Source organism: Methylobacterium sp. GXS13 (genome assembly GCF_001455965.1).
Lineage (GTDB): Bacteria > Pseudomonadota > Alphaproteobacteria > Rhizobiales > Beijerinckiaceae > Methylobacterium.
The window spans coordinates 1-18,527 of the sequence record NZ_LKKO01000056.1; the positions used below are offsets into that span (position 1 = coordinate 1).

Genomic DNA, 18,527 nt, shown 5'->3' on the forward strand with positions numbered 1-18,527 from the left:
TCAGCATCTGCCCCCGCCCGGCCGCTGCCCGTGCCGGATCACCCCAGCAGCCGCGACCGCGCCCGGCGCGAGCCGTCGATGACCTCGAAGCCGCCGGCCGCGCTCAGCATGTGCAGGCGGGAGCCGGGCCAGGCCGCCCCGGGGCCGAGGCGCGTCTCGACCCGCTGCTCGTAGCCGTCGGCGTCGAGCCGCAGGATCCGGGCGAGGCCGAGCGCCGCGCCGTAGCCCTGGCGGCAATCCTGCACCGGCCGGATCAGGGCGCCGTCGCGGGCCACGATCGGCCCGGCCGCCCGGGCCGAGCCGACATCGATCAGCACGGGGTTGCGCGGATGCGGCGTCCAGGGGCCGCGGAAATGCGGCGCGTGCCAGAGGTGGAGGGTGTCGGAATAGCTGCCCCCGCCGGCCCGGACCGTGGCGAACATCCACCAGCACCCGTCGTGACGCACCAGCGTGGCGTCGCCCGCGACCACGTGATCGACCAGCACCGCCTCGTGCACCCAGCCCCCCGGGAAGGCGGTCGCCCGGTACAGGTCGATCGTACCCGAGGCGTGGGATTCCGGGATCATCCAGACCGCGCCGTCCGCCTCGAACACGAACGGGTAGGAGAGGTGGGTCTCGAGCTCCAGCACCGGCTCTGGGCGACCGCGCGGCCCGGATTCATCGAAGCCCAGCGCCGAGATCACGCCCTTGCCGCGGCGATAATCGAATTCCTCGACGAACAGGGTGACGGATCCGCCATGGGCGATCGCGAACGGGTCGGCGTAGAAGCGGCGCCCGTCATCGGGCAGGTCGGTCCAGCCGCCCTCGGGATGGCGGCGCAGGTCGATCAGATCGGGGCCAACGACCCGCCGCCAGCCGACGCGCCATTGCGGGCTGTGGAAGCAGAGGGCGTAGAGCCGGCGGGCGATCTGCCGGGCGAGCCCGCTCGCGGCGCGCCGGCTGACGCCGAGGCCGCCGAGGTCGAACCGCGACCCCGGCTGCAGCGGCGCCTCGGATCCGTCCGGGAGGCGCGGCGAGGCGGCGCCGTCGAGGGCCCCGGTGATCAGCGTGATGCTGCGGGCGAGATAATCCTCGAAGGCGACGAGCATCACCGTGTGGGATTCCGCGCCGAGGCGCCCGACCGCCACCGGGGATCCGTCGGGACCCCGCAGGGCCGCCACCGGGGCCCGCCCGGCGAACAGGGCGGCCAGCAGGCCGGCCTCGCCCGGCATCCCGTCGAAGTCGAGCCGCCAGACCGGGCGACCCGCGTCGGATCCGGCGCGGGCGCCGGAGAGGTCGAGGACGAGGTCGGGCTCGTCCGCCGCGGCATCCGTCCCGTAGGCGGCGAACGCCATCGGCTCGGCCGCGGTGGCCAAGCCCGGGCGGGGCAGGCCGTGGATCGCCGCTTCCAGGCGGAACAGCAGCTCCGCATTGGGCGGCAGCCCATGGGCGCCCGCGACCCATTCGACCCGCAGGCGCCGCTCCGCCCGCTGGCCGAGCTGATCGAGGAGGCGGATATGCCAGCCGCGCAGGGTCCGGCGGTCGAGCCGCACGGTGATCTGCCGCGCCGCCGGCGGCACCGCGACCCTGCGGGGCTCCGGCCGGACCGGCCCGCGGCTGGTCCCGGCGGGGGGGCGATTCGCGGCCCCGATCGACCGGTCCATCCGGTGGACGATGCTGCCGGGGTGTGGAGGGGCCCCGTCCCGCAGGCCGACGATCCCCGTTCCCGGCGAGGCTCCCATCGGCGGCGTGCTGAATCCCGTAACGACGCTCACCGCGAACCCTGACGACGCCCGAAGACAACCATCGATACGGTTATCACATGATCGAATGCTATCGCTCTCTGGAGCGATCAAACAAGTCTGGTCGATGGTTCACCATTGCAGGCGGTTAATCCGCGGCGGATTCTGTTGAAAAATCTCGGGATCTGTTTTTTACGCATGGCGATAAGCCACCCGAACACCACCGTGATACCATGCCACGCGGTGATCCCGGCCTCCCTCGGGAACCCGCGGATCGGCTTGGCGGTTCGCCCGTGAGATGTGATGCGGAGAGACGACATGACACGCAAGATGATGCCGCTGGCCGCGATGCTGCTCATCGGCCTTCCGAGTGCGGCCTTCGCCTGGGGCGGCGGCGGTGGCGGCGGTGACAGCGGCAGCGGCCTCTCGCCCTACGCGGCGCTGAGCGGCAACGACCGTTCGGCCGGCGTCAACAACGGCAATTACCGCGACCCGGCTCTCGACCCGTATATCCGCGCCTACGATCCCGAGGCTGCCGCCCGCGCCGCGACACCCCCGGCCGCCCAGCCGCGCCTGCGCATGCGGCCCTATTACGGCTATCCCTACTGAGCGGCAGCGCGATCCGCCGGGCCTCCTTGTGGGGCCCCGGCGGGCCGGTCAGGACCGCTCCGATCCGGCGGCCCGGACCCGCTTGAGTACCCAATGGCCGCCGGAGGGCTTGCAGCCGGTGCCGCGCACGAAGCGGCTGCGGCCGGGCCCGATCACCGAGGCCAGAAAATTGCGGCAGATCAGGTCGTCCGCGACATAGGGCAGGCCGGTCGGATTGACCGCGCCGTGCAGGCCGGTCTCCGGGTTGTCCCATTTCACCGGACGGCCGTTGCCCTGCGGATCGAGGGCGACCGACAGCGCCGCGCGGGCGCGTCGCCAATCCTCTTCCCCGAGATCGGACCCGAAGCTCGTTGGCCGCTTCTCGATGCTGCCGGTGACCACGGGCTCTTCGGCCACGGGGGGCGTCGCCGCAGGCTCACCGCGGAAGACGAGCAGCGGCTGGCTGCAGCCGGACAGGAGCATCGCCAGCGACAGGGCTGTCATCGCCACAGGGGCGCGCAACCGTCGGCTTGGCTCTTTACACGCGCATCGCCGCATTACACCTGACTCACGACGGGCTATCCGCTCGACCGAACATGCCGATGTCGGTGCCCCCTCAGGCCCTGGACGCGGCAGGCAGGAGTCTTGCCGTGGATCAGTTAAGGACCGATGACCCGAAGGCCGGCGCGCCTGCCCCGACCTCGGACTTCACGCTGAGCGACGATCCGGTCGCGCCGTTTTCCGCCTGGATGCGCGAGGCGGAGGCCGCCGAGCCCGAGGATGCGAACGCGATGGCGCTGGCCACCGCCGGGTCGGACGGGCTGCCCGACGTGCGCATGGTGCTGCTGAAGGGCTTCGACGCGCACGGCTTCGTGTTCTACACCAACATCCAGTCCGCCAAGGGCGAGGAGCTGGCCCAGAACCCTCAGGCCGCCCTGGTGCTGCATTGGAAGAGCCTGCGCCGGCAGATCCGCGCCCGCGGGCCGGTCTCGCCGGTGACGCCGGAGGAAGCCGACGCGTATTTCGAGAGCCGCCGCCGGGAGAGCCGGCTCGGCGCCATCGCCAGCCAGCAATCCCGCCCGCTCGCCGACCGCGCCACGCTGATGGCCACGGTCACGGAGCTGGCCGCCCGCTACGAGGACGGCCCGATTCCCCGGCCCGAGCATTGGACCGGATTCCGCATCGCGCCGGTGTCTCTGGAATTCTGGCAGAACGGCGATTACCGCCTGCACGACCGGGTCCGGTTCACCCGCGCGGGCGACGGCTGGAGCCGGTCGCGGCTGTATCCGTAGCAGAGTCCCGGTTTCAAAAGGTCGAGACCTTTTGCGGGTGCGGGCAGAGCCCGCTGCTCTCGTGGGCTCCGCCCCCGAACCCCGCCAAAGGGCTGAGCCCTTTGGGAACCCCTGAAACGAAGAGAGCCCCGGCGGGGCCGGGGCTCTCGACGATGCGCGGCGTGCGACGAGGCTCAGGCCTCCTCGCCGTCCTTCTTCTCTTCGTCCTCGGAAGCGGCCTCTTCGGCCTTCTCCTCGGCGGCCTCGGCCGACTGCGCCTCGGCGATCGCGGCCTCCTCGGCCTCGACCTCGGCGCCCATCACGGTCGGCGGCACGATGTTGGCCACCGGATCGGTGGGCTCGCCCGTGTGGGTGCCGGCCGGGATCTTGACGTCGGAGACGTGGATCACGTCGCCGATTTCGCGGCCGGTCAGGTCGACCTCGATCGCGTCCGGGATCTGGTCCGGGGCGACGTCGAGGGTCAGGGTGTGGGCGACGATGTTGAGGGTGCCGCCGAGCTTCTTGATGCCGGGGGCCGCGTCCTCGTTGATGAAGTGCACCGGCACCTCGACGGTCACGGTCTGACCGGAGACGACGCGCAGGAAGTCGACATGCAGCGGGACGCCGGAGACCGGGTCGAGCTGGAAGTCGCGCGGGATCGCCCGGACGGTCTTGCCGCCGGCCTTGATCTCGAACAGCGTGGTCTTGAAGCCGCCGGCGTAGATCAGGGTGCGGGCGCGGACGAGGTCGATGGCGATGGATTGCGGCGGCTGGCCGCCTCCGTACACGACGGCGGGAACTTGACCCTGGCGACGAACGGCCCGGGCGGCCCCCTTGCCGACCCGGTCGCGTGCCACGGCCTCAAGCGTCTTGACTGCGCTCATGGCGTGATCCTTCAAATGATGGCTGGATCCGGAAAACGAAAAAGCCGCCCGACGCGGACGGCTGTGACCTTCCCGGTGCGCCCCTGCCTCCAAGGGTGTCGGAGGGCGCGCCGTGCGCATACACGGATGGGGGTGGGTTGGCAATGTTTGGGTGGGGCCTACGCTGCGGCCAAGCCGCGTCGGAGAATGATGCGGATCGCCTCGTCCCGTGTCGGTTGCTCCGGCCTGGACAAGCGCCACGCATCGATCGCGCTCAGCACATCCCCGGGAATGGCGGTGGCCCCGGTCGGTGAGGTCGCGTCTCTTACCGGGGCGTCCGCTGTCACGCCGAGCTTCTGAAGGGAAAAGAACGACTCGCTCTCCGGCGTCATGGTCAGGGTGACGGCGACGCTCTCCCGGGCAGCCAATCGGTCGACCACGTCATGCGCCTCGCGCAAATCCAGGCCGAAGGTCACCAGCGCCCGCACGAGGCTCACCGGCTGCTCGATCGCGCCCGGAGCCTCCAGGACAAGATCAACGGGGATACCGGAAGGGCGGCGGTCGCCGGCCTCGTTTCGGTCCTGCCCCCGTCGTTCGAGCGCCTCCTTCAATGACGATCGCATCGACTTGAGCCTCTCTTAGAATCTCCGCACCGATTGCGTTGAGCCCAGCGCGCCCGGGGGCGCCTCTGTGCAGCCCTTGGATGTGCGCCCGGCGAAAGTACAATGTTCGGCCGATCTGCTCCAGCTCACCCACCGCCTCCAAACGTCCGATCGGTGTCGTGATCGCGATCAGCACCGTGTTGCCGCGGCCGTAATCGGTCACCGCGATGGAAACGGAGCCAGCCGGCCACACCTGCGAACCTCATCGATTCGAACAGCCGTATGCTGCGTGGATGACCGCGCGCTGACAACACGCCAGCGGGCTATGAGCGTGATAAAGTCATACGCACGGCCATGCGCGCGCCGCCCCTTTTCCCGAGCGCATGCAGCGGCAGCGGAATGCGACCCGGGACCCAGCACAGGACAACGCGAAGCGTCCGCTTGCAGCAACGCCGCGTCCCGATGGTGCCGCTGCGCGGCGCATGGCCTGCTGGGCCCCGGATCGCCTTCCACTGACGTTCCAGGCATCCGGGAAAGGGCCGCGCTTCAACCGGCAACAGACCACCCGTCCAACCGCTCCCTTACGGTCGCAGCCCCGCAAGCGCCTGCCGCGCCCGGCGCCGTTGCAGCCACACGGTCAGGCCGAGCGCCGCCGCGATCACCAGGGCGGAGAACGCCGTCGTGGTGGTGCCCAGCGCGTAGATCTCCGGGGTCGTCACCGTGGTGGTCAGGCCCTGCAACTCCAGCGGCAGGGTGTTGCGGCCGCCGATCGCCTGGCTGGTGCGGGCGAGCTCGTCGAAGGACAGGGTGAAGCCGAACAGGGCGACACCGACCAGCGCGGGAGCCAGGATCGGCACCACCACGTGCCGCAGCGTCTGCGCCCCGGTGGCGCCGAGGTCGCGGGCGGCCTCCTCGTAGGCCGGGCTGAACCGGTTGAACACCGCGAACATGATCAGCAGGCCGAAGGGCAGCGTCCAGGTGAGATGCGCCCCCAGCGCCGACGTATAGAGGCCCATGAAGGTGCCATGGTCCTGCAGGAAGCCCCAGCCGGTGGCCTCGGCAACCGCCTTGACCGCATCGTCGAGGAGCCGGAATTCCAGCCCGATCCCGAGCGAGACCACGATCGAGGGCACGATCAGGCTCGACACCGCCAGGGCGAAGACCAGGCCCGCCCCCCGGAACCCCTTGCGGAAGGCGAGGCCGGCATAGAACGCCAGGGTGACGGTGAGCGCCATCACCACCAGCCCGAGCATCAGCGAGCGCCGGAGCGCCGCCCAGATGTCGACGACGCCGACCCCCTCCCACAGCTTGGCGAACCAGTGGGTCGAGACCCCGTTCATCGGGAAGGTCAGGCCGCCGGACGGGCCCTGGAAGCTCAAGGCCAGGATCGTCAGCGTCGGCCCGTACAGGAACAGGACGTAGAGGGAAAAAATCCCGGCGAGCCCGTAGAAGGCAAAGCCGCGCGGCCGGTCCATCCCTCAGAGCTCCATTCTCAAAGTTCCCGGCGCAGGTCGATCATCCGGGTGAGCCCCAGGATCATCAGCAGCACGGCGGCGAGCAGCACCACGGCGTTGGCGGCCGCCGCCGGGAACTGCAGGTAGGCCATCTGCACCTGGATCACCTTGCCGACGCTGGCGATCTGCTGGCCGCCCATCACGCCGACCGTGACGAAGTCGCCCATCACCAGGGTGACCACGAAGATCGACCCGATGGCGATGCCGGGCTTGGCGAGCGGCAGCACCACGTTCCAGAGGGTCTGGAATCCGGAGGCTCCGCAATCCCGCGCCGCCTCGATCAGCGACCGGTCGATGCGGGCCAGGCTGTTGAAGATCGGCACGATCATGAACACCGTGTCGAGGTGGACGAAGGCCAGCACCACCGCGAAGTCGGAATAGAGCAGGCCCTCGATCGGCGCCTTGATCAGCCCGAGGCTGCGGAGCGTGTCGTTGACCAGGCCGTTGCGGCCCAGCAGCGGGATCCACGAGATCATGCGGATCACGTTCGAGGTCCAGAACGGGATCGTGCAGAGCAGGAACAGGCCCATCCGCACCGTGTCCGAGCGGATGTGGAAGGCCAGGAAGTAGGCGATGGCAAAGCCCAGCGGCAGGGTGATCGCCAGGGTCAGCGCGACGAATTTCACGGTCGAGAGATAGGTGCGGATTGTGGTGCAGAGGTCGGCCGACAGGCAGCCGTCGAACACGTCGGCGTAGTTCTGCAGGGTGAGCGCCGGGGTGATCGCGTATTCGTTGTATTCCCAGAACGACACGATGCCGGTGAGCAACAGCGGCACCACCAGGAAGACCAGGAACACCAGGGCGAGCGGCGCCGCCTGGAGATAGGCCAGGCTTAGCCGGCGCCGTTGGGGGGCGGCGGCGACCGGCGCGGCGGCGGCCTCGCCGGTGTGGGGGAGGGCGAGGTCGTTCACGGGAGGGCCTGTGACGGCGCGGCGGTCTCCCTCCCCCGCAAAGGGGGGAGGGGGCCGGCTCTCGGGCTTGCCCGAGAGCCGGAGCGGGGAAGCGGTCGGGCACGGCGCTCACGCGGCGATGAACTCGTTCCACTTGCGCACCATGTAGGTGTTCTCGTCCATCACGGCGTTCCAGCAGGCGACCGAGCCCATGCGCTGGTCGAAGGAGCCGCCGTCGCGGGTGGCGCCGGCCTTCTCGATCAGGGTGCCGTCGGGGCCCAGGATGTCCTTCTCGGCGGGCTTGCCCTCCATCCAGAACGCCCACTCGTAGGGCTGCATGTTCTTCTGCGCGGTCTCCAGCACCGCGGAATAATAGCCCTGGCGGTTGAGATAGGCCCCGGCCCAGCCGGACAGGAACCAGTTGATGAAGTCGTAGGCGGCGTCGAGCTTCCGGCCGTTCAGGGTCTTGGGGATGCCGAAGCCGCTGGCCCAGGCGCGGTAGCCCTCCTTGAGGGGCTGATAGGTGCAGGGCACGCCCTGCGCGCGCACCTTGGTGACCGCGGGCGACCACATCGACTGGATCACCGTCTCGCCGGACGCCATCAGGTTCACGGATTCGTTGAAGTCCTGCCAGAAGGCCCGGAACTGGCCGGCGCGCTTGGCCTCGATCAGCAGCTTGATGGTGCGGTCGATCTCGGGCTTCGTCATGTTGCCCTTGTCGCCGTAGGTGTAGTCGCCGGTGGCCTCCACCACCATGGCGGCGTCCATGATGCCGATGGACGGGATGTTGAGGATCGCGGCGCGGCCCTTGAAGGCCGGATTCAGCAACTCCTTCCAGCTCGTCACTGGGACCTTCACCAGATCCGGCCGGATGCCTAGCGTGTCGGCGTTGTAGACGGTGGGGATCAGCGAGATCCAACCGGTCTGTTCGCCGGCAAATTTCTTCGATTCCTGGCCTTCGAGGTAGAACACCTTCCGGGGCGCCGTGCCCTGGTCGCCGATCCTCTTGCCGGCCACCTCGCCCTTGGTGAACACGGACGAGATCTTGTCGGCCAGCGTGATCCGCTTGGCGTCCATGCCCTGGAGGTTGCCGGACGGCAGGATCTTCTTGAGGCTGAAATATTCGGTGTCGACCAGATCGAAGGAGTTCGGCTGGGTGACGACGCGCTTGGTCACCTCGTCGGTCACCACCGGGATGTATTCGAGGGTGATGCCGAGATCCTCCTTCACCTTCCGGGCGATGTCGGCGGATTGGTTCACCGCGGTGCCGAGGTAGCGCAGCGTCACGGGCTCGGCCGCGTGCACCGCCGGGAAGCCGGTGACCGGCGTGGTCGCCAGGGCCGCGGCGCCCTTCAGCAGCGTGCGCCGGCTCGGCTTCGAGAACAGATCCATGGTCGTCTCCAAGTCCTTACGCGTCGAGGCGGTGGGCGGCGGCTTCGTCCCAGCCGACCGGCACCGTGTCGCCCGGCCGGAGCGGGCGGGCGGCGAAATCGGCGTCGCTGAGCACGGCGGTGAGGGCGGCCGAGCTGTCGGGCGCCCGCTCCAGCCCGTCGGCATCGAGCCCGACATGGACGCTGGTGCCCTGGTACTCGACCGCGACCACCCGGGCCGGGAGCGCTTCCGGGCCGGCCTCGGCGCCGAGCCGCATCCGGTCCGCCCGCACGGCGATCATCCCGTCGGGTAGGCGGATCACGTTGTGGCCGCCGATGAACCGGGCCACGAAGGCGGTGGCCGGCCGCTCGAATACGGTGCGCGGGTCGGCGGCCTGCTCGATCCGGCCGGCATTCATCACCACCACGAGGTCGGAGAGCGCCATCGCCTCCTCCTGGCTGTGGGTGACGTGGATGAAGGTGAGCCCGAGCTCGGTCTGGATCCGCTTCAGCTCGACCCGCATCCGCACCCGCAGGAACGGGTCGAGCGCCGAGAGCGGCTCGTCGAGCAGCAGAACCTTCGGGCCGGTGACGAGGGCGCGGGCGAGCGCAACGCGCTGCTGCTGCCCGCCCGAGAGCTGGGCCGGCAGGCGCCCGGCGAGATGGCCCATCTGCACGAGGTCGAGCATCGCCATCGCCTTGGCCCGGCGCTCGGCCTTACCGATGCCGCGCATCCGCAGGCTGAAGGCGACGTTGTCCCGCGCGTCGAGATGCGGGAACAGGGCATAGCTCTGGAACATCATGGCGGTGCCGCGCTCGGCCGGCGCCGCGTCGCCCACCGCCTTCGGGCCGATCACCACGTCGCCGGCGCTGGCGCGCTCGTGGCCGCCGATCATCCGCAGGGTCGTGGTCTTGCCGCAGCCGGAGGGTCCGAGCAGGCAGCAATAGGCCCCGGACGGCACCTTGAGGTCGATGGCATCGACCGCAATGGCCGCGCCGTAGCGCTTGGTCAGGCCGATCAGCTCGACATTCATGCGAGGCTCCCCCGGAGACGGAGAGCAAGGGCCGGGCCAGGGGGCGTCATGCGCCCTGCCGCTCGGCCGGATCGACCGCCCGGTCGAGCACCCGGCCGCGGCCCGGCTCGGACAGGACCCTGCCGTCCTCGGCGATCACCTGCCCGCCCGCGATGGTCATCACCGGCCAGCCGGTGACCGCAAACCCCTCCCAGGGGGTGTAGTCGGAGCCGTGGTGCAGGATCTCCTGGCGGATGGTCTCGCGCTTGTTCGGATCCCACAGGGTCAGGTCGGCGTCGAAGCCCGGGGCGATCGAACCTTTTCGCGGATACAGGCCGTAGAGCTTGGCGTGGTTCGTCGCGGTCAGCGCGGCGAACTGGTTGAGGCTGATGCGCCCCTTCGAGACGCCTTCGGAGAAGAACACCGGCAGCCTTGTCTCGACCCCCGGGATGCCGTTCGGGATCCAGCGGAAGGAGGATTTCCCGCGCGGGTTCAGCTTGCCCTGCGGGTCGTCGTAGCGGAACGGCGAGTGGTCCGAGGAGACCACGTCGAAGATCCCGCGCCGGATGCCGGACCAGACCGCCTCCTGGCTGGCCTCGTCCCGGGGCGGCGGCGAGCAGACGTATTTCGCGCCCGCCATCGGGTCGTCGAGCCCGAGCCCCTTCATGTGCTCGGCCGTCAGCGTCAGGTATTGCGGGCAGGTCTCAGCCCGGATCTTCAGGCCGCGCGCCTGCGCCCAGGCGATCTGCTCGGTGGCCTCGCGGCCCGAGACGTGGACGATGACGATCGGCAGGTCGATCAGCTCGGCATGGCTGATCGCCCGGTGGGCCGCCTCGCGCTCGACCACCTCGGGCCGGGACAAGGCGTGGCCGTAGGGCTTGGTCTCGCCGGCCCGCTCCAACCGGTCGCTGAGATAGCGGATCGCGTCGTAGCCCTCGGCATGGACCATCACCCGGGCGCCCTGCCGCCGCGCGACGTGGAACACATCCAGCAGCTGGCGGTCGTTCAGCACCAGGTCGTCATAGGTCATGAACACCTTGAACGAGGTGTAGCCGTCGGCAACCAGGGCCGGCAGCTCCTGGCCGAGCACCGCCTCGCTCGGGTCCGAGATGATCATGTGGATCGCCACGTCCACGTGGCACTGGCCCTCGGCCTTCGCCCGATAGGCGTCGACCGCGCCGCGCAGCGAGCCGCCCCGGGGCTGGACCGCGAACGGCATCACGCAGGTGTTGCCCCCGGCCGCCGCCGCCCGGGTGGCGCTGGCGAAATCGTCGGCCATGACGATGCCGGGGCCGGGATCCTGGGCGATGTGGACGTGGCTGTCGATGCCGCCGGGGAGCACCAGCAACCCGGAGGCGTCGATCACCCGGGCGGCGTCGGCGATGCGCTCGGCCACAGCCACGATCCGCCCGCCGCGCACGCCGACATCCGCCCGAACCGTGTCGCTCGCCGTGACCACCGTGCCGCCGCGGATCGCCAGGTCGAATTCGGGCATGATGCGCACTCCTCCGCGCCCGCGGGCGCCTGTCGGCACGGGCCGATGCATCGTCCGCGCCGATTCGGACGATGCGAGGAGGGCACAGCCGTCCGGCGGGGTCCAGAGTGCGGTCAGGGGATCCCAAAGGGCTCAGCCCTTTGGCGGGGTATTGGGGCGGAGCCCCAATGGACCAGGGCTCCGCCCTGGACCCGCGAAAGGTCACGGACCTTTCGAAACCGAGACTTGGGTTCGGAGATTCGAGGGGGCGGCCGCATGAAATCGGCTCCACACCCGCCGCATGTGCCGGGCGGAGCCGAAGCCCGCCCGGTCTGCGACCTGCTCCAGGGCGAGGTCGGTCTGGGCGATCAGGTCCCGGGCGAGCGCGATCCGGGCGCGGTTGACCGCATCGGTCACGGTCATCCCGGCATGGATGCGGAACAGCCGGGCGAGGTTGCGCGGGCTCGCCCCCGCAAGGCGGCCCAGGGTCTCGGGCGACCAGTCGCGGGCAGGTTCGGCGGTGATCGCGTCCTGGGCCCGATGCACCACCGGATGCAGATGGCTGCGACCCTCCAGCCAGGGCGAGAGCTGCGGGTCGTCGGCACCGCGCCGCATGTAGACCACCAGGGTCCGGGCCGCCGCCAAAGCCGCGGCCGGGCCGGCCCAATCGGCGACGAGGTGGAGCATCAGGTCGACGCCCGCGGTGACGCCGGCGCTGCTGAACCGGTCCCGGTCTTGCACGAACAGCCGCTTTTCCAGCACCCGCGCCCGGGGCGCCAGGGCGGCGAGCCGGGCACAGCTCGCGTGATGGGTGGTGCAGGCATAGCCATCGAACAGGCCGGCCCGGGCCGCCAGCAGCGTGCCCTCGCAGACCGTGACCAGGGTGTGGCCTGGCCGGACCGCGCCGCGCAGCCAATCGACGATCCGCGCTTCGGCGGCTGCGTCGTCCGGATCGGCCACGCCGCCGAGCACCCGGGACGACGCGCCGGGCAGGAGCACCACGGTGCCCGGCGCGATCGCCTCCGGCAGCGGCTCGGCGCCGCTCAGGGTCAGCCCGATCGAGCAGCGGGTGTACGGATCCGGCGCCACGTAGCGGACCGCGAAGGCGGCCTGCTCCTGCACCGCCCCGGCGATGCGCAAGACCTCGACCGGTCCGGCGAGGTCGAGCAGCAGGGTGCGCGGCGGCAGGACCACCAGCACCGGGATGCGCCGCGCCGTGTCGCTCATGCGGCGACCGGCCGGTCCCGTCCGGCCAGCGCCTGCTCCACCGTGGCGATGCGGGCGAAGCGGTCCACCAGCACCAGCTCGGTGCGGGCCTTGATGTCCTCCGCCTCGAACCGGCGGCCGTCCGGGTGGGTCATCGCGAAGGTCAGGGTCGCCTCGGTGACGTAATCCACTTGCCAGCCGCAGTCGGAGGCGTGGCGGGTGGTGGTCTCGCAGCACTGCTCGGTCCGGATCCCCGACACGATCAGCCGGCGGATCCCGTGCTGCGTCAGCCAGCCCGCGAGGCCGGTATCGACCAGCGCGCTGTGCTTACGCTTGTGGAAGATCGCGTCCGGCGCGATCAGGATCGGCTCCAGGGTGCGGACATGGCCCGACGCGAGCGAGAACGGCCCGGTCTCGGCGACGTGGAACACCTGCAGGACGGGAATCGCGCGCGCGATCGCGCCGTCGATGAGCGCCTGCAGGCGTTCGGTGAAGAGCGGCACATCCGTCTCGGCCCAGAACGGCCGGTGACGGAAGGATTCCTGGACGTCGATGACCAGCAGCGCAACATCGGACATAGCGTGTCTCCCGCTTGGTGAAGCGGGCGGCAGAATCGCCCTCTGGCGCGGCATGCGAAAGAAACCGCACAGCCAACCAGCGGACAGATCCGGCCATTCCGGAGAGGATGCTGCATGAGCGCACCCAAGAGGATCTTCGTGCTGACCGGGGCGGGCGTTTCGGCCGAGAGCGGGCTCGGCACGTTCCGCGACCGGGGCGGGATCTGGGCCCGGTTCGACCCGATGAAGCTCGCCACCCCGGAGGCTTACGCGGCCGATCCCGACACGGTGCTCGACTTCTACGACCATCGCCGCCGGGGCGTCGTCGCGGCGAAGCCGAACGCGGCCCATGTCGCCCTGGCCCGGGCCGCGGCACGGCTGGCCGAGCGGGGCGGCGAGCTGTTCCTGTGCACGCAGAACGTCGACGACCTGCACGAACGGGCGGGCTCCCGCGCGGTGGTCCACATGCACGGCGAACTGCTCAAGGCCCGTTGCACCGCCTGCGAGGCGGTCACGCCCTGGCGCGACGACCTGAATAGGGCGTCGTCCTGCCCGGCCTGCGGGTCGGTGGGCCGGATGCGGCCGGACGTGGTCTGGTTCGGCGAGATGCCGATGCAACTCGACACGATCGAGGCCGCGCTCGCCGAAGCCGACCTGTTCGTGGCCGCGGGGACCTCGGGGGCGGTCTACCCAGCGGCGGGCTATGTCCGGCAGGCCCGGGCCCTCAACATTCCCACCTGCGAGATCAACCTGGAGCCTTCGGACAACGCCGATGCGTTCGACGAGGCCCGCTACGGGCCGGCGAGCACGGCACTGCCGCATTTTTTAGCCGCGCTCGACCTGTGACCTGCCGGGGCCTGCAAACCGTTGCCAGGGTAAACGATTTTGATTCGGACGCCTGTCTCCCACGACAGGACCAGAATCTTAAATGACGCGAATCACATCCGCGCGAGCTGTCAAGAACTGTTCGGGCAGTTGCCCACCGGTTACAACGGTCAAGCTTGGGTTCGGCGTCGCGGCCCGCCCAAGCGTTCGTTGAAGCCACAAGGGGAAGACAAAGACCCATGCAGCACTTCACCGTAACCGACCGCGAGCGTGACACCGTCCTGGCGGCGTTGCGCTATTACCAGTTCTACCGGATGCAGGGTCATCCGTTCGACCCACGCCAGGACCACCTGATCGACACCATCGCGGCCCGGGCCGGGGAGGCCCTGGATCTCGCCGAGATCGACGACCTCTGCGCCGGCCTGAACGGTAACCCCCACGCGCTCGCCGCCGCGGCCGCCTGAGGCCGTAGCGCGGGGCGGGGTCCTGGCCGCCCCGAACGTCCCCCAGCCGCCGGGGCCGGGGATCGACCCCTCCGAGATGAGCGACGCCGCCGGAGCCGGGCGATCCCCGATCGCACCGTGAGGCTCAGACATCTCGGACTGGGGCGCAGCTTCCCCTCTCCCCGCACGCGGGGCGAGGGAATTTCAGCCCACCACCGGCAGACCACACAAACAGGGCGGGTCTACCCGCGCGGCGTCGCACACCGCACCCATCCCCCCGAAAAGCCGATCTCGCGGTCGGCTGGCGGTTGATCGCCAGCCGGGCGGATGCCGCGCCCACGTCCTCGGCGGCCCGGGCGCATTCCTGCTGGCCGCGGCTGGCGATTGCGATCTCCCGCGGGCGCTGCGCCGGAAATTCGTGATCGAGATCAGCGCCCTTGGGCGGTGAGGCCGGACCGGTGTTGGTCCGCGACCTGCTTCAGCAGGCGTGCCGGGTGTTCGAGACCCGTCCTTCCAAGGCATCGTCCCGCTGAGACGACGCAGCACCAGCCCCGGAACCCACATGGCCTTCACCTGCACGATCCCCGCGGTGCCCACGATTCAGCAGGACGATGCCACGGTGCGCATCACCCGCTGGGACTTTTCGCCCGGCGCCGTGACCGGCTGGCACGAGCACGGCTGGCCGTATTTCGTGGTGATGCTGGTGGAGGGGGTGCTGCGCGTCCATGACGGCGCGGCGGTCAGCGAGACCCTGCTTGCGGCCGGCCAATCCTATACGCGGCCCGCGGGCATCCGCCACGACGTGATGAACGGGTCGGAGCACTCGATCGCCTTCATCGAGATCGAGGTGAAGCGCCCCGACGCGCTGGTCACGCTACCCGACGCCTGAACGCAAAAGGGCCGGCCTCGCGGCCGGCCCCCGTCAGAAAGTCCCCAAAAACATCAGCGCTGGACGATGACCTTCGTGCCGACCTTGGCGCGGGTGTAGAGGTCGGTGACGTCATCGTTGGTCATGCGAATGCAGCCGGAGGAGACGGCGGTGCCGATGGTCTCCGGCTCGTTCGAGCCGTGGATCCGGTAGATCGAGCCGCCGAGATACATGGCGCGGGCGCCGAGCGGGTTCTCGATGCCGCCCTTCATGTAGCGCGGCAGGTCGGGCCGGCGGCGCAGCATGGTCGACGGCGGACGCCAATCCGGCCATTCGCGCTTCATCGTGATGGTCTGCACGCCGCCCCAGGTGAAGCCCGGACGGCCGACGCCGACGCCGTAGCGCAGGGCCTGACCGCCGCCCATCACGTAGTAGAGCCGCCGCTCGGCGGTGGAGACCACGATCGTGCCGGCGCCATAGGGGCCGTTATAGGCCACCGTCTCGCGCGGGATCGCCGACATCTGCGGCACGGCGGCGTCGAGCGGGTCGGCGGGGTTGAGGGAGGCGTTGGCCACCGGCACCGCGACGGTCTCGACCGCCTGCGGGCGGACCCGCACGGTGAGCGCGTCGTTCAGCGGCTGGCGGGTCAGCGGGTCGATCTCGTAGGCGAGCGCCGGCGCGGCGCAGGCGGCCGCGCCGATGAGCCCTACGAGGGCGGGAAGGAAACGACGCATCAAAGCCTCTCGGGGCAGGCGCGAAATCAGGTGGGAACGCGGCGAATTACCGGGGCACGATGCCGTGCCGATCCTCGCCAAGGGGTAAACGCTCGCGCCCCAAATCCAACCCTCAAACCGCCACGCTTAGCCGGTTCCGCCCCTCCGTGACTCGGTGGCAACACTGTGGCAGCTTGGCCATAAGCGCCGGGTATGGACCAGGGCGGTCGCGCGTGTCAGCGGGCATCAAAGCAACCGCATGGGACATTGCTCGTCCCGATCGAGTTGCGCGTTACACGGACGTTCGAGCACCCTGCTTGTCATCCCGGGGCCGCGCAGCGGAGCCCGGGATCCATAACCGCCGAAAGCTCACGATCTTGCACTGTCGGCGGCTCTGGGTTCCGGGCTCGCCTACGGCGCCCCGGAATGACAAAGCGATGTGTTCTGCCGACGCTGGCTTGCCGATTGGGGAGCAGAACCACGAGGTTACTGCGTGCCTCGGCGACTTAATGCCGGGCCATCGGCGCGGTGTTTATCCAGCCCAAAAACTCACGCCTCGTCGGCGGCGAGCCAGATCGCAGGCTCCAGGGGCGTTGCGCGGACGAGAGCCGGCGCGGCGCCCGCCCGGCCGCGGATCTGCGCGAGCTCGGCCAGTTCCGGCGCCTGCGCGGTGTCGTCGGTGGTGAGGAACAGGCCCCGGGCCCGGGCGGCGCGGCCGAGATCGGCCCGGCTGGTCCAGACGCTCTGCGCCGGGCTCGCCAGCAGCGCGAGGGCCAGCGGCGCGAGCCATAGACCGAGCCAGGCATTGCCGGCCCAGACCAGGGCGAAGACGATCAGCGCCCCGACCACCACGGCGTCGGCCTGGAGCCGGAACGCCTCGGCCCAGGAGACCTGCCGGTCGTCGCGATCCTGGGTCTCCCAGCGCACCACCCGGCCCAGGAAGGTCGAGACCACGGCGCCGGCGGTGAACAGGGTCAGCACCGGCCAGAGGAACACCCAGACGACCTGTTCCAGGGCGGCGCTGGCGAGCAGCGCCCGCGCGCCGCCGAAGGAAGCCCGGCGGGCCGGCGAGGCCAGGACATGGCCGAGGCTCAGGACCTTGGGCAGGGCCAGCACGGCGAGGCTGAGGGCGGCGAGGCCATGGGCAGCGGCTCCGTGCCCGGTCAGCCCATAGGCGAGGAGGCCGAGATCGCCGGTCCGGGCCGCCTGCCAGGAGGCCAGCCCCAGGAAGGCGATCCAGAGCGGCAGCATGCCGTAGGCCAGGATGCCGACCGCGAGGTGCCAGCGGCTCGCGCCATGCAGGCCGGCCCAGGGCAGCACCTGCAGGTGCTGGAGGTTGCCCTGGCACCAGCGGCGCTCGCGGCCGAGCAGGTCGATGAGGTTGGTGGGCATCTCCTCCCAGGTGCCGCCCATCTCGGGCAGCAGGCGGACCTCCCAGCCGGCGCGGACCATCAGGGCGCCCTCGACGATGTCGTGGCACAGGATCTCGCCGCCGAGCGGCGCCCGGCCCGGCAGGACCGGGAGCTGCGCGTTCTCGGCGAAGGCCTCGATCCGCAGGATGGCGTTGTGGCCCCAGTAGCTGCCCTCCGGCCCCTGCCAGGTTTCCAGGCAGCGCAAAGCCAGGGGCGCGTAGAGGCGCACGGCGAATTGCTGGATGCGGGCGAACAGGGTGTCCCGGCCGGCCGCGTAGGAGACGGTCTGGATCAAGCCGGTGCGGGGGCTCTCGTCCATCAGGCGCACGAGCCGGGTCATGGCCGCGCCGGTCATGAGGCTGTCGGCGTCCAGCACGATCATATAGGCGTAGTCCGCGCCGTAGCTGCGGCAGAACTCGGCGATATTGCCGGCCTTACGGCCGATATTCTCCGTCCGGCGCCGGTAGCGGATCCGCGGCAGGGCCGGGGCGGCGGCGGCCCAGGCCTGGATGCGGGCGAATTCGTGTTCCTCGACCGCCGCGATCGCGCCGTCCCGGGTATCGGAGAGGACGAAGATGTCGATGGCTTTCCCCGAGCCCTGCGCCTGTTCGCGGGCCAGCGAGCGGGCCATCACCCGGAGCCGGGCGAACACCGCGACCGCATCCTCGGCGTGGATCGCCACCACGGCGGCGGTACGGCCGGAGCTGGCAGCCGGCGCCCGGGCGGCCTCCGAGCGGCGCTCCAGCACCGATTTCGCCCGGTCGCCCAGGATGGCGGCGACGAGGCCGTAGACGTATTGGCAGGCCACGAAAGCCTGCCAGCCCATCACCAGGGCGAACAGGACCACGATCGTCCAGGCCAAGGGGCTGGTACCGGCCGGGTAGGCGCGCTCCGCCAGCCAGGCGAGGCCGCCCGCGATGGCGAGGCTCGGGATCGCCAGGGCGAGGCGCCGGGCCAGCAGGGTCCGCCTGCCGGTCGCCCAGGCCTCGGATTCGCGCGGTGCGACGGGGACGTTCGAATCTTGGGGATCGGGAGCGCCCGGATAGGCGTTCCGGTGCGGCCGCTCGGCGGAGGAGGTGACCCGTGAGGACATGGCGCGAGGAACTCGACCGTGGAAGGCTGCCGGCTGCCTCGCCGCGGGCGGGCGGGAACCGATGAGCGTGGACACCGATAAGCGGGGCGAGGACACGCAGCCGA

Annotated in this window: 18 protein-coding genes and 1 pseudogene; 6 read left to right on the forward strand and 13 right to left on the reverse strand. The window is 70.4% G+C overall.

What is annotated here, in order from left to right:
* Window positions 1-38: 38 nt before the first annotated feature.
* On the reverse strand, window positions 39-1,643 hold the full coding sequence (locus tag AO398_RS19570; protein WP_058193895.1) for a hypothetical protein: 1,605 nt from the start codon (window positions 1,641-1,643) through the stop codon (window positions 39-41).
* 396 nt (window positions 1,644-2,039) lie between these two features.
* On the opposite strand from AO398_RS19570, the gene AO398_RS19575 reads away from it, so the two are divergent.
* Window positions 2,040-2,330, forward strand: coding sequence for a hypothetical protein (locus tag AO398_RS19575; RefSeq protein WP_058193869.1), 291 nt, complete (start codon window positions 2,040-2,042; stop codon window positions 2,328-2,330).
* Between the two features lie 48 nt (window positions 2,331-2,378).
* On the opposite strand, the gene AO398_RS19580 is transcribed toward AO398_RS19575, so the two are convergent.
* Window positions 2,379-2,867 carry an RT0821/Lpp0805 family surface protein gene (locus AO398_RS19580; RefSeq protein WP_313902018.1) on the reverse strand — a complete coding sequence of 163 codons (489 nt, stop codon included), beginning with the start codon at window positions 2,865-2,867 and terminating at the stop codon, window positions 2,379-2,381.
* Between the two features lie 92 nt (window positions 2,868-2,959).
* On the opposite strand from AO398_RS19580, the gene pdxH reads away from it, so the two are divergent.
* Complete coding sequence (gene pdxH, locus AO398_RS19585; RefSeq protein WP_082643359.1) at window positions 2,960-3,601, forward strand: pyridoxamine 5'-phosphate oxidase; 642 nt, start codon at window positions 2,960-2,962, stop codon at window positions 3,599-3,601.
* 173 nt (window positions 3,602-3,774) lie between these two features.
* On the opposite strand, the gene AO398_RS19590 is transcribed toward pdxH, so the two are convergent.
* The 9 genes from AO398_RS19590 to AO398_RS19630 form a co-directional block, all read right to left on the reverse strand.
* Window positions 3,775-4,464, reverse strand: a complete 690-nt coding sequence (locus tag AO398_RS19590) for a 50S ribosomal protein L25/general stress protein Ctc (RefSeq protein ID WP_058193871.1) — start codon at window positions 4,462-4,464, stop codon at window positions 3,775-3,777.
* 158 nt (window positions 4,465-4,622) lie between these two features.
* The gene (locus AO398_RS19595; RefSeq protein ID WP_152997570.1) at window positions 4,623-5,066 is read right to left on the reverse strand and encodes a hypothetical protein; all 444 of its coding nucleotides are present in this window, start codon (window positions 5,064-5,066) and stop codon (window positions 4,623-4,625) included.
* 560 nt (window positions 5,067-5,626) lie between these two features.
* Window positions 5,627-6,520, reverse strand: coding sequence for an ABC transporter permease (locus tag AO398_RS19600; RefSeq protein WP_058193873.1), 894 nt, complete (start codon window positions 6,518-6,520; stop codon window positions 5,627-5,629).
* A 17-nt stretch (window positions 6,521-6,537) separates the two neighbouring features.
* Window positions 6,538-7,470: an ABC transporter permease gene (locus AO398_RS19605; protein WP_058193874.1), complete on the reverse strand. Its 933-nt coding sequence runs from the start codon at window positions 7,468-7,470 to the stop codon at window positions 6,538-6,540.
* A 108-nt stretch (window positions 7,471-7,578) separates the two neighbouring features.
* Window positions 7,579-8,841, reverse strand: coding sequence for an extracellular solute-binding protein (locus AO398_RS19610; protein ID WP_058193875.1), 1,263 nt, complete (start codon window positions 8,839-8,841; stop codon window positions 7,579-7,581).
* Window positions 8,842-8,857: 16 nt separating this feature from the next.
* The gene (locus tag AO398_RS19615) at window positions 8,858-9,853 is read right to left on the reverse strand and encodes an ABC transporter ATP-binding protein (RefSeq protein ID WP_058193876.1); all 996 of its coding nucleotides are present in this window, start codon (window positions 9,851-9,853) and stop codon (window positions 8,858-8,860) included.
* Window positions 9,854-9,899: 46 nt separating this feature from the next.
* Entirely contained in the window at window positions 9,900-11,327 is a 1,428-nt protein-coding gene (gene hydA / locus AO398_RS19620) for a dihydropyrimidinase (RefSeq protein WP_058193877.1), read from the reverse strand.
* Window positions 11,328-11,528: 201 nt separating this feature from the next.
* Window positions 11,529-12,533 carry a helix-turn-helix domain-containing protein gene (locus AO398_RS19625; protein ID WP_058193878.1) on the reverse strand — a complete coding sequence of 335 codons (1,005 nt, stop codon included), beginning with the start codon at window positions 12,531-12,533 and terminating at the stop codon, window positions 11,529-11,531.
* Window positions 12,530-13,090: an isochorismatase family protein gene (locus tag AO398_RS19630; protein ID WP_058193879.1), complete on the reverse strand. Its 561-nt coding sequence runs from the start codon at window positions 13,088-13,090 to the stop codon at window positions 12,530-12,532. Before AO398_RS19630 ends, AO398_RS19625 begins: the two co-directional genes overlap by 4 nt.
* Window positions 13,091-13,204: 114 nt before the next feature.
* Here AO398_RS19630 and AO398_RS19635 point away from each other — a divergent pair, with 114 nt between their 5' ends.
* The 4 genes and pseudogenes from AO398_RS19635 (at window position 13,205) to AO398_RS19645 (ending at window position 15,226) form a co-directional block, all read left to right on the forward strand.
* The gene (locus AO398_RS19635; RefSeq protein WP_058193880.1) at window positions 13,205-13,915 is read left to right on the forward strand and encodes an NAD-dependent deacylase; all 711 of its coding nucleotides are present in this window, start codon (window positions 13,205-13,207) and stop codon (window positions 13,913-13,915) included.
* Window positions 13,916-14,133: 218 nt separating this feature from the next.
* The gene (locus AO398_RS19640) at window positions 14,134-14,358 is read left to right on the forward strand and encodes a hypothetical protein (protein ID WP_058193881.1); all 225 of its coding nucleotides are present in this window, start codon (window positions 14,134-14,136) and stop codon (window positions 14,356-14,358) included.
* Between the two features lie 310 nt (window positions 14,359-14,668).
* Window positions 14,669-14,785, forward strand: a pseudogene (locus AO398_RS28420) (tRNA delta(2)-isopentenylpyrophosphate transferase); the annotation flags it as partial.
* Between the two features lie 114 nt (window positions 14,786-14,899).
* Window positions 14,900-15,226: a cupin domain-containing protein gene (locus AO398_RS19645; RefSeq protein WP_058193882.1), complete on the forward strand. Its 327-nt coding sequence runs from the start codon at window positions 14,900-14,902 to the stop codon at window positions 15,224-15,226.
* A gap of 53 nt (window positions 15,227-15,279) precedes the next feature.
* Here the strand turns inward: AO398_RS19645 and AO398_RS19650 are convergent, their stop codons facing one another.
* Entirely contained in the window at window positions 15,280-15,939 is a 660-nt protein-coding gene (locus AO398_RS19650; RefSeq protein ID WP_058193883.1) for a L,D-transpeptidase, read from the reverse strand.
* Window positions 15,940-16,467: 528 nt separating this feature from the next.
* Window positions 16,468-18,423, reverse strand: a complete 1,956-nt coding sequence (gene mdoH / locus AO398_RS19655) for a glucans biosynthesis glucosyltransferase MdoH (RefSeq protein ID WP_082643360.1) — start codon at window positions 18,421-18,423, stop codon at window positions 16,468-16,470.
* Between the last annotated feature and the right edge of the window lie 104 nt (window positions 18,424-18,527).

Coding starts and splice junctions, on each gene's coding strand:
- AO398_RS19570 (WP_058193895.1), bottom strand. CDS start 1,643: ATGGACCGGTCGATCGGGGCCGCGAATCGCCCCCCCGCCGGGACCAGC.
- AO398_RS19575 (WP_058193869.1), top strand. CDS start 2,040: ATGACACGCAAGATGATGCCGCTGGCCGCGATGCTGCTCATCGGCCTT.
- AO398_RS19580 (WP_313902018.1), bottom strand. CDS start 2,867: ATGCGGCGATGCGCGTGTAAAGAGCCAAGCCGACGGTTGCGCGCCCCT.
- AO398_RS19590 (WP_058193871.1), bottom strand. CDS start 4,464: ATGAGCGCAGTCAAGACGCTTGAGGCCGTGGCACGCGACCGGGTCGGC.
- AO398_RS19595 (WP_152997570.1), bottom strand. CDS start 5,066: ATGCGATCGTCATTGAAGGAGGCGCTCGAACGACGGGGGCAGGACCGA.
- AO398_RS19600 (WP_058193873.1), bottom strand. CDS start 6,520: ATGGACCGGCCGCGCGGCTTTGCCTTCTACGGGCTCGCCGGGATTTTT.
- AO398_RS19610 (WP_058193875.1), bottom strand. CDS start 8,841: ATGGATCTGTTCTCGAAGCCGAGCCGGCGCACGCTGCTGAAGGGCGCC.
- AO398_RS19615 (WP_058193876.1), bottom strand. CDS start 9,853: ATGAATGTCGAGCTGATCGGCCTGACCAAGCGCTACGGCGCGGCCATT.
- hydA (WP_058193877.1), bottom strand. CDS start 11,327: ATGCCCGAATTCGACCTGGCGATCCGCGGCGGCACGGTGGTCACGGCG.
- AO398_RS19625 (WP_058193878.1), bottom strand. CDS start 12,533: ATGAGCGACACGGCGCGGCGCATCCCGGTGCTGGTGGTCCTGCCGCCG.
- AO398_RS19630 (WP_058193879.1), bottom strand. CDS start 13,090: ATGTCCGATGTTGCGCTGCTGGTCATCGACGTCCAGGAATCCTTCCGT.
- AO398_RS19635 (WP_058193880.1), top strand. CDS start 13,205: ATGAGCGCACCCAAGAGGATCTTCGTGCTGACCGGGGCGGGCGTTTCG.
- AO398_RS19640 (WP_058193881.1), top strand. CDS start 14,134: ATGCAGCACTTCACCGTAACCGACCGCGAGCGTGACACCGTCCTGGCG.
- AO398_RS19645 (WP_058193882.1), top strand. CDS start 14,900: ATGGCCTTCACCTGCACGATCCCCGCGGTGCCCACGATTCAGCAGGAC.
- AO398_RS19650 (WP_058193883.1), bottom strand. CDS start 15,939: ATGCGTCGTTTCCTTCCCGCCCTCGTAGGGCTCATCGGCGCGGCCGCC.
- mdoH (WP_082643360.1), bottom strand. CDS start 18,423: ATGTCCTCACGGGTCACCTCCTCCGCCGAGCGGCCGCACCGGAACGCC.